The sequence below is a fragment of the uncultured Brachyspira sp. genome, assembly GCF_910578695.1.
Classification (GTDB): domain Bacteria; phylum Spirochaetota; class Brachyspiria; order Brachyspirales; family Brachyspiraceae; genus Brachyspira.
On the sequence record NZ_CAJTQJ010000029.1, the window covers coordinates 19508 to 29959 of the forward strand.

General features: G+C 27.5%; 7 protein-coding genes and 1 tRNA gene. 2 read left to right on the forward strand and 6 right to left on the reverse strand.

Annotation, left to right across the window (positions count from 1 at the left end; all coding sequences use genetic code 11):
• Positions 1–157 precede the first annotated feature (157 nt).
• Positions 158–1261, forward strand: coding sequence for an FkbM family methyltransferase (locus QZ288_RS08525; RefSeq protein ID WP_295157699.1), 1104 nt, complete (start codon positions 158–160; stop codon positions 1259–1261).
• Between the two features lie 198 nt (positions 1262–1459).
• Positions 1460–2569, forward strand: a complete 1110-nt coding sequence (aroC, locus tag QZ288_RS08530) for a chorismate synthase (RefSeq protein WP_295157701.1) — start codon at positions 1460–1462, stop codon at positions 2567–2569.
• Positions 2570–2716: 147 nt separating this feature from the next.
• On the opposite strand, the gene QZ288_RS08535 is transcribed toward aroC, so the two are convergent.
• From QZ288_RS08535 to QZ288_RS08560, 6 genes are all read right to left on the reverse strand, one after another.
• Positions 2717–3751 (reverse strand): N-acetylneuraminate synthase family protein, encoded by a 1035-nt coding sequence (locus tag QZ288_RS08535; RefSeq protein ID WP_295157704.1) that lies wholly within the window; start codon positions 3749–3751, stop codon positions 2717–2719.
• A gap of 106 nt (positions 3752–3857) precedes the next feature.
• Positions 3858–3930, reverse strand: a tRNA-Thr gene (locus tag QZ288_RS08540).
• A gap of 82 nt (positions 3931–4012) precedes the next feature.
• A complete protein-coding gene (locus QZ288_RS08545; protein WP_295157706.1) occupies positions 4013–6334 on the reverse strand; it encodes an ABC transporter permease in 2322 nt (773 codons plus the stop codon).
• A gap of 21 nt (positions 6335–6355) precedes the next feature.
• Positions 6356–7063, reverse strand: coding sequence for an ABC transporter ATP-binding protein (locus QZ288_RS08550; RefSeq protein ID WP_295157709.1), 708 nt, complete (start codon positions 7061–7063; stop codon positions 6356–6358).
• 27 nt (positions 7064–7090) lie between these two features.
• Positions 7091–8305: a bifunctional phosphopantothenoylcysteine decarboxylase/phosphopantothenate--cysteine ligase CoaBC gene (coaBC, locus tag QZ288_RS08555; RefSeq protein WP_295157712.1), complete on the reverse strand. Its 1215-nt coding sequence runs from the start codon at positions 8303–8305 to the stop codon at positions 7091–7093.
• 241 nt (positions 8306–8546) lie between these two features.
• Positions 8547–10145: a peptide ABC transporter substrate-binding protein gene (locus tag QZ288_RS08560; RefSeq protein WP_295157715.1), complete on the reverse strand. Its 1599-nt coding sequence runs from the start codon at positions 10143–10145 to the stop codon at positions 8547–8549.
• Positions 10146–10452 lie beyond the last annotated feature (307 nt).

A 10452-nucleotide genomic window follows, 5' to 3' on the forward strand; every position in this document is an offset into this window, starting at 1 on the left:
ACAAACAAACAAACAAACAAACAAACAAACAAACAAACAAACAAACAAACAAACAAACATAAAATAATATCTTTATTATTTATAAAAAATATATTAGGACTCTTGCATAATTTATGCAGGAGTCTTTTTTTTATTTTCTGATAATTAGGGGTATAATATGCTGGAAAAAACAAAAACAGAAAAAATGATAGATAAAAAAGTGTGGTGGATTTCAAATTCTGAAAAGAGAAATGCTGTTAGATATGAATTATTAGATAAATATTCTGATATAATACAAAAAGAAAAAAGTAATAATATTAAAGAATTGAAAAAAGAATATAAAGATAAAGGCATGGTGCTTTTAAATTACGGCAGTTATTTATCATATATGCCTCAGTATTATAGAAGAGATTATAAAGGATTTTTTAATGATATTAATGATTTTAAAAAGAATATGGACGATGAAGATTTCATATATTTAGAATGTTTTCTAAATCAAGTTAAATTTAGCCCTATAGAATGTAATTTAAGGTATTTAGTTTTTTCTAATACATCATTAAATTTAATTACTAAAGAACAAGAGATGGTTTATTTTAATAGCGAGTATCTTTATTATGAATATAAAAAGAAATTTGATAAAATTGATTTTTTAGGATTGGATCATTTATATTTTAAAAGCGGATTATCTTATGTTCCAAAAAAATATATAGATACTCAATTGAAAGATTCTATTTTTATTGACGGAGGAGGCTTTATAGGCGATACGGCAATATTGTTTAGCCAATATGAGTTTAGTTCTATATATTCATTTGAGCCAGATGAAAATAATTACAATATAATGAAAGATAATATTATAAAGTACAAAAAAGATAATATTATACCTTGCAACTTAGGAATAAGCGATAAAAATGAAAAATTATATATAAATTCTAACGGTTCAGTTGATTCAGGAGCCACTTTTTTATCTGCATCAAGAAATGTATCCAAATATGCAGATATTGTAAAATTAGATGATTATTTAAAAGATAGAAAAAATAGGGTTGGTTTGATAAAATTAGATATAGAAGGCTTTGAAGAAAATGCTTTAATTGGAGCTGAAAAAATAATAAGAGAAGATAAACCTATTCTTTTGATTGCTGCATATCATGATTGGGTTGCTTTTGGGCAAATGTTTAGAATAAAAAAATGGATTGAAAATCTTGATTTAGGTTATAAAATTATGTTTAGATTTGATGATGTGAGTAATTTACTTACAAGATGCCTTGTTTGTTATATAGAATAAAAAATATATAATAGTATTATAGTCAAATCATATTAAAATTTCAAAACAAAATTTAGAAATCCTTTATTTAAATAAAAACTGTATTAAAAATATAATATATAAATTCATTATATTAATATTAAATTATGATGCTTAATATAGAAAGTTTATAAAAAATAATATATACTAATATAAAATTATATTTTAGGAATATATATAATGGGAAGCGTATTTGGAAATAATATAAAAATAAGTTTATTTGGCGAATCTCACGGGGAGGCTATAGGCTGTGTTATAGACGGTTTTCCTTATGGTATTAATATAGATAATGAATTTATAAATAAAGAAATGGACAGAAGAAGGGCTAAAAATTCCAAACTCACAACCGCAAGAAATGAGGCTGATAAAGTTGAAATATTATCTGGAATTCTTGAATCTAAAAGCACAGGAATGCCTATAGCAGCAATTATAAAAAATGAAAATAAAAGAAGCATTGATTATGCTAATTTAAAAACTACCCCAAGACCTTCTCATAGCGATTATACTGCTATGCTTAGATATGAAGGATTTAATGATATAAGAGGGGGGGGACATTTTTCAGGAAGACTTACCGCCCCTTTAGTATTTGCAGGTGCTTTATCTAAATTGGCATTGAAAGAAAAATTTGATATTAATATAGCAGCTCATATTAAGCAGATATACAATATAAAAGATAAATATCCTAATAATGTTTTTCCAAGCTATGAAGAGTTTATTAATAATTATAATAAAGAATTAAGCGTATTTGATGATGAAGCTATGAATAAAATGATAAGTACTATTGAAGAAGCCAAAATGAATATGGATTCTGTAGGAGGTATTATAACTGCCGCCGCATTTAATATTCCTGCTGGTTTCGGAGATCCTTTTTATTCATCTATAGAAAGCAGAATAGCTCAGTCTTTATTTGCTGTACCTGCTGTAAAGGGTGTGGATTTCGGACTTGGATTTGATTTTGTCAATTATAAGGCTAGCGAATGTAATGATGCTTATACAATAAAAAATAATGATAATATAAAAACTATAGAAACAAAAACTAATAATAACGGCGGTATATTAGGAGGAATATCAAATGGTATGCCTATAGTAGTTAATATAGTAATAAAACCAACTCCTTCAATATCAAAAGAACAATTAACCTTAAATATAGAAACTAAAGAGGAAGAAACTCTTATTATTAAAGGGCGTCATGATCCATGCATAGCTGTGAGAGCTGTACCTGTTATAGAGTCTGCACTTGCTGTCTCTCTTCTTGATTTATGCATAGATATGAAAGGAAGACTTCTTTAATAATTTTTTATTATTTAATTGAGAGTTAATATATAAAAAATAACAGTTCTTATTATATTAAGAGTTTTACTAATATTAGTTTTTATAAATTTATAATATATAATTAAAAATAAAGTTTAAAATTTAATAAAACTGTTTTTTATATGATTATTTTTTTAAATCTTTAAAACTTAAAGCAGTATTTGATTTTTTATCTACTTTCAAAACTTTTCCAAGAACTTTTTTATAATCTTTAGCCGCTATTCCTACACAAGGTCTTAAAGCTATTAAATCTCTTTCTGTAATAGTTTCGCCTTTAAGCATAGCATGATTAAGGTAAATACCTCTTTTAGCATATACAAGTTCTTTTTTTTCCTGTTTGCTTAATATATGTTCTTTTTTGCTTGCAGCACTGCCTCCAAGCATAGTTAATGTTTTATCTATAGAGCTTATCATTTCAGACATAGCATTTTTTTCTAAACTGATAATATGATCTCCAGTTTCTTTTTCTGGTGTTATAGTGAAATGTTTTTCTATTATTTTAGCACCCAAAGAAACAGCAATAATAGGAGCTTCTATTCCTATTGTATGGTCAGAATATCCTATTATATTATTTTTAAATAATTTCTGCATAACCGATATTCTGTTAAGTCTTGCATTTTTTATAGGAGTAGGATATTCAACAGAACAATGCAGTAATGCCACTTCATTATTCTTTAATATTTTTAGGGCTTCTTTAATATCTTTATTTAAAGCCAATCCTGTAGAAAGTATTATAGGCTTATTTGTTTTTGCAGCAGCATAAAGGAGAGGTATATTATCTATATCGCATGATGCTATCTTTATTATAGGTATATCATAACTTACTATATCATTTATAGATTCTATAGAAAAAGGAGTTGTTATAAACATAATTTTATTTTTTTTTGCTTCTTCTATCAGAGGTTCATACCATTCTTTTTTTAATATTATATTATCAATATTGTCAAGTGCATTTTCTTTTAATTTTAATGCTTTAGTATATTCTTTAGGAGCAAATAGAGTTTTTTGAGTAAAGCTTTGAAATTTTACCGCATCGGCACCGGATTTTGCTGCTTCTTGAACAAGCTTAACTGCAGTATTTAAATCCCCTTCATGATTGCAGCCTGCTTCTGCTATTACAAAATATCCTTTCCTGCTTATTAAATCTTTTAATTTAAACATATCTGTTTCCTAATAAATAAATTTTATATATTATCGAAATAGAAACGCTTAATTATAAGTATTTTTTTATATCAGATTATTATTAAAAGTATTGAAATGAAAAATGAGCTGGTGATGGGACTTGAACCCGCAACCGGCTGATTACAAATCAGCTGCTCTGCCAATTGAGCTACACCAGCAAAGTGATTATCATTGTACAATAATAAAAAAAAAAGTCAAGTATATAAATATAATTTTTTATTTATGCTTATAAAAAATAATTTACTCTTCTCTGTCTTTTAATCCTTCAACCATATCCAATTTATTTATATAATGCATACTTATAATTGACACAAATGTTATAACAGCTACAAGCAGTATCATAGCAAGTATATAGCTTGATTCATATACATAAGGCACAAATGAAAATAACTTGCTTGAAAAAGGTTTTTTTACTAAATATAATATTCCGTATCCTGCTGCTATGCCTAATGGTATTGCTATTATAACCTGAGTAATAGTTTCTTTAAGAGATGCTATCATAATTTCTTTTGTAGTGTATCCCATAACTTTAAGCAATGTGAATTCATATCTTCTAGTAGCAAGAGTGATAACGCCTACTCCGTAAAGAGAAGTTGCCCCAAGTAAAAATGCTATAAATATAAGTATTTGTACCAATAAATATATAGTAGCTATTTGATTTTTATAAGCTTCATATTCATCGTTTCTAAAACTATAATATGAAACCTCCTTGCTGTCATCTAATATATTTTTTATATCATCTTCAGTAACATCATCTTTTGCAGTTATAAAAATATTATTATAAACATCTTCAATATCAAATGTATTTTCAGCAAAATCCTTATCCATATAAATATAAAACATACCTTGCTGATTTACAAATTTACTTACCTTTACTCTTCTTGATATGCTGTTTCCAAGCGTATATAATTCTATTCCTATATAATCATTTTCCTTAACATTTAATTTTTCAGCCAAATATTTAGGTATCATTACACTATCTTCTTTTTGATTATTATTAGGTATATCAATAGAAGAAAAACCGTCTTTATATATTAGAGTAGGCACATAAAAGCTTTCTGCATTATCTTTAAAAGCTGAGTATAATCTTGACTGATAAACTGCCGCCTTATCATAATATTTAATGCCGCTGTTTGTAAGTATATCAGAATTATCTTCCCATTTTGTCGGATTTATTGCAGCTTTAACATCGTATAAGGCAAATTTTTCATATAAAGTATATAAAAAATAATCAAATGAATTATTAAATCCCTGAGCAAATATAGTCATACTAATAGCAGCAAACATACCCCAAAGAGAGGCTAAATATCTTGTTTTACTTCTTGAAGCATTTTTTACAGCATATCTTGTATTAAAAGAAAGCTTATTCCAAATTTTTAATTTTTCTATCAATATTTTGCCTGAACTTTTAGGAGGGTCTCCTCTCATAGACTGAGCAGGATTTAATTTTAATATTGATACAGCAGCTAAAAGATTAGAAAATATGCATACGAATAATATAATAAATGCTGATATTATCCATAAATCTATATAAATATTATAAGTAAAATTAGGCATATCAAATATATTTCCCAATGCTTTGAATATAGGAGGAAGAAGTAATTTGCTTGCAATAAATGCTAATAGTATTCCGAAAAATGATACCAAAAAAGAATATTTAATATACATAAACATTATAGAAAAATCTGTAAGCCCTATTGCTTTCATTATGCCTATTTGTTTTCTTTCAACAGCAACATTTCTTCTTTGAATAATATAAAGAAGAAGTATAGCCATAAGAAGAAGTATAGAAGGGCAGATATATGAAAATGAATCTATTTGAAGCAAAGTTTGTTCATAATTTACATAGTTTACAGACTGCTCTCTGTCTGTGAAGAAAAATATTTTTTGCTTTAATTTAGTTCTTATTAAATTTTCAATATTTCTTTTATTAGCATCTTCAGTATATTTTATATATATTGAATTATAAGGTATATAATTAAAATGATCTTCGCTTATTTCTATTACGGCAAAATCTTTAGCTTCGGATGCAGTGCTTGCTCCGTCTTTAAAAAGAAATACATAATTAGGATATGATACTAAAGCAGCTATTATAAAAGAATTTGTTTTATCATTAAAAATTAATTCAACAGTATCGCCTAATTTTAAATTATTGGCATCTGCAAAATTTTTATTTACAGCAGCCTCATTAGTTTTAAGTTCTGATTTGCCTTCATATATGTAGGGTTCATTAATTTTATTTTCAGAATTATCTGTTCCGTAAATAATAGCATCAATATCTTCTATCTTTCCTTGAAATCTATGCTTTGCTTGAGCTTTATCGACGCCTTTAATATCTTTAAGCATTTCTATATCATCATTATTAAATATTCCAAACAATACCAAATCATCTAATACATTTTTATCAAAATAATTTTCTGCTGCCAATTTAAAATCTCTATATACAGTTTTTACAGCAACAAAGAAAAGCACAGCCAAAGTTACTATAAATACTGCCGACATAAATATTGCAATCTGCTTATTTATTTTTCTGAATAATAGTTTAGTTTTTATATTTATCATTATTAACTCATTTATTTTATTTTACCATTCTATATCTTCAGGATTCAAAGGATTCGGCACATCATATTTATCTAATACCTCTCCGCTTAATATTTTTACCACAGTATCAGCCATTTTAGCTATTTCCTTACTATGAGTAATTAATACTATGCTTGTTCCTAAATTTCTATTTAAATCTCTTAATATTTTAAGAGCCATAACACCTGTTTTATTATCCAAAGCTCCTGTAGGCTCATCGCATAATACTACTTTAGGTTTTTTTGCTATGGCACGGGCTATACTCACTCTCTGCTGTTCTCCGCCTGATAATTCTGTAGGATAATGCTTTATTCTATGTTCAAGTCCTAATAATTTCAAAGCCTCTTCTGCATTATCTCTTGACAGCCCTGTTATCTCTGTAGAAAACTCAACATTTTCTATAGCTGTAAGGTTAGGCAGTAAATTATAACTTTGAAAAACAAATCCTATATTTTCTCTTCTGAATTTTGCAAGATTTTTATTACTGTAATTTGAAATATCCTCTCCTAAAAATAATACCTGTCCGCTTGTAGGCTTATCCAAAGCTCCTAATATATTAAGTAAAGTGCTTTTACCAGAGCCGCTTGGTCCTAATATAGCAGTAAGTTTTCCTTCTTCTATTATAAGGTTGACTGATTTTAATGCCTGAGTAGCACCGCCGCCATGTCCATATACTTTACTGATTTCTTTTATTTCATAAAGATAACTCATTATTAAAATCCTTAATATTATTTTTTGTTAATCGCTTTTTAAATATTGTTTTTTCTTCCATTCGGAAACAGCTGCAATTACTATTTCTTTTGCACATTCTATTTTTTTTAAAGTAGGATAGGATTTGAATCTTCCGTCTTTAAAAAATATAGTTATTTTATTAGTATCTTTGCCTACAGAATCTTCTATTTTGTTTGCTACTATCATATCAGCCCCTTTTCTATTCATCTTATCAAGAGCATAATTTTTTAATTCCTCATCATTTTGAGCAGTTTCAGCAGCAAAAGATACTATCAATGTACTGTTTTTCTTTTTTTCTTTTGTAGAAGCTAATATATCATCATTTGCAGTTAATTCTATAGTGTTAATATTTTGTTTTTTTACTTTTTTATCGAAAATTTTAGATGGTCTGAAATCCAAAGGAGCCGCTGCCATAAGAAGTATATCTGTATTATCAAGTTCATTTAATACATTATCCTGAAGTTCTTTTGTAGTATCTATTTTTATTTTTTTATCATTTTTATTTACTGTTAAAGGGTTATTAACCTGCCCTTCTATATATACGGATATTCCTCCGTTTGAAGATATTTCCTGATATATAGAAGCTCCCATTTTACCGCTGGAATTATTAGTTATATATCTTATAGGATCAATCCATTCTTTAGTGGCTCCTGATGTAATAGTAAATCTTATATTATTATACTTTAATGATTCTGAACTTTCTGATAAAGTTACAGCTTTTATTATAGAATCAATATTTGCAAGTCTTCCTATGCCTTCATCTTTACAAGCCATATCCCCATTTTCAGGACTTATCAATTCATATTCTAATTCTTCTATTAAGTATTTAACATTTCTTTGATTTGCTTTATTAATCCACATATTAGGATTCATAGCAGGGGCAAAATATTTTTTTTGGGTATATGCACATGCAATTGTACTTACAGCATCATCGCATATACCATTAGCTATTTTTCCAATGATATTTACATCAGCAGGGGCTATAAGTAATACATCAGTTTCTTTATTTATATTAATATGTCTTAAAACATCATCTTCTTTCCAAAGATCTGTTATAACTTTATTTCCACTCATAGTTTCAAGTGCTTTTAATCCAACCATATTTTTAGCATTTTGGGTAACCGCACAAATAATGCTGTGCCCTTGTTTTTTCAGCATACTAACCAGCATTGGAGTTTTGTATGCAGATATTGAACTTGTTATTGCAAGTAATATTCTCATAATAAATAATATAATAAGTTATGAACTTATACCTTTCAATTAAACTTTATTATTAAACTAGAATATATTACTATACAAAAAAAAAAATAGCTATATATTTTTTGTAATTTTTTATTATTATTTGTTTAATAATATTTTTTTTAAAATAAAAAATTATTTAATTTTAAATAAAAATTTAAATAAAAAAAAGAGCATAGATTTTTATAAATCAATGCTCATTATTTATTTTATATTTTATGATTTATTCTTTGCTTGTATATACAAATTTATGCATAGATAATGCGTCATAATAAACATCTTTTAATTTAGGATTAACAAGCAGAGGCTCAGTATAAAAATACATAGGTATTATGGCAAAACTATTAACTAATAATTCTTCAGCTTTATGCATAGCCTCCATTCTTATTTTTTGATCTCCTGTAGTGAGTGCTGTTTGTATATATGCATCATACTGAGCATTGCTGTATGAACTGTAATTATTTGGAGAGTAGCTTGCATACAAACCTAAAAAGTTTATAGGATCATTAAAATCTCCGAACCAGCCTCCGCGGCACATAGTTAAATTTTTATCATATCTAGTTTGCAGAAATACAGCCCATTCTTCCTGAACTATTTTTGTATCTATTCCTAAATGCTCTTTCCACATCTGCTGAACAGCCTCAAATATTGCTATATGAAATCCTGGGTCTGCTTTGAACTCAAATACAGGAAAATTCTTACCGTCTGGGTATCCTGCCTCAGCCATTAATTTTTTTGCCTCTTCTATATTTTTCTGATAATTTTCTTCGCTTATATCAAAAAATCCTCCTCCGTTTTCTCTGAAGCTTTCTCCAGCTTCAGCATCATTAATGCCGTAAGGAACAAAAGCATTAGCAGGAATCTCTCCGCCTTTAGTAACTTGTTCTGTTATATAATTTCTGTCTATAGCTAATGCAAGAGCCTTTCGTACTCTGATATCGCTTAATACTTCATTTGTTACATTTAGGCAGTAAAAATATGATGCCAGCATTGGTTTTATTTGTAATAAGCCTTCTTTCATTAATGATTGTATATCCTGTGTAGGAAGTATTTTTGAAAAATCTATAGAACCTTCTTTAATTCCTGCAACAGATGCAGTTTCATTTTGCATAAGCACAAATTTTAATTTTTCTGGTACAACTTCATTTATATTCCAATAATTAGTATTTTTTATCATTATTATGCTTTCATCTTGATTAATTTCAATAACTCTAAATGGTCCGTTTCCTATATATGTATTTGCATTCAAACTCCAGCTGTCTCCGTATTCATCTACTATATCTTTTCTTACAGGATAGAATGTTGTAAAAGCAGCCAAATCCAAAAAATATGCAGTAGGTGCTTCTAATATAACTTCTAAAGTATAATCGTCCAAAGCCTTTATGCCTAAACTATCAACAGGCATTTTACCAGCTGTTATAGCTTTAGCATTTTTTACAGGTTCATGCTGAAAGCTGTACTGGCTTCCAACTGCAGGGTCTACCACTCTCTGCCAGCTGTATACAAAATCTGAAGCAATAACAGGTTTTCCGTCAGACCATTTTGCATTAGTTCTTAAATGAAATATGTATTTAGTGCCGTTATCAAGTATTTCCCAATTTTCAGCAGCTCCTCCTACTATTTTTCCGTCTTTAGATTTTGTAGTTAAGCCTTCAAAAGCGTGAATTATATAATAACAGCCGTCTAATGCAGTATTTAGACTTGGATCTATTGTTTTAGGCTGAGGTCCTGCATTGATAGTTATTACATCTTTACTTCCGCCTGATTTACAGGAGATAATAATAAATATCATCACTGCAATCATAAATATTTGCTTTTTCATTTTTTTATTCTCCTAATTTTTTATTTAATAAATTATTATATATTTACATAATAATACTGTCAATTATATTTAAGATTATAATATTTGCGGCTGTACTAATAACTAAAATTTCTTACTTCTAGCTTAAAACTCAATATATTAAAATTATTTTAATTGTTCTTCCATTTTGCAAATGTCAGAAAGGATTAACAAACAATTTTTATTAGCAGTAATAAAAAAGTTTATAGCTAGCAATAATAAAAAATATTTTTATTGGGGCTGTCCTAGATAACTTAAATTTGTTAAAATTTAGGTATGAAACGCAGTA

What these genes read in the sequence shown, in the direction of transcription:
- QZ288_RS08550 (WP_295157709.1), bottom strand. Translation starts at nt 7,063, where the DNA reads ATGAGTTATCTTTATGAAATAAAAGAAATCAGTAAAGTATATGGACAT.
- coaBC (WP_295157712.1), bottom strand. Translation starts at nt 8,305, where the DNA reads ATGAGAATATTACTTGCAATAACAAGTTCAATATCTGCATACAAAACT.
- QZ288_RS08535 (WP_295157704.1), bottom strand. Translation starts at nt 3,751, where the DNA reads ATGTTTAAATTAAAAGATTTAATAAGCAGGAAAGGATATTTTGTAATA.
- QZ288_RS08525 (WP_295157699.1), top strand. Translation starts at nt 158, where the DNA reads ATGCTGGAAAAAACAAAAACAGAAAAAATGATAGATAAAAAAGTGTGG.
- QZ288_RS08560 (WP_295157715.1), bottom strand. Translation starts at nt 10,145, where the DNA reads ATGAAAAAGCAAATATTTATGATTGCAGTGATGATATTTATTATTATC.
- QZ288_RS08545 (WP_295157706.1), bottom strand. Translation starts at nt 6,334, where the DNA reads ATGATAAATATAAAAACTAAACTATTATTCAGAAAAATAAATAAGCAG.
- aroC (WP_295157701.1), top strand. Translation starts at nt 1,460, where the DNA reads ATGGGAAGCGTATTTGGAAATAATATAAAAATAAGTTTATTTGGCGAA.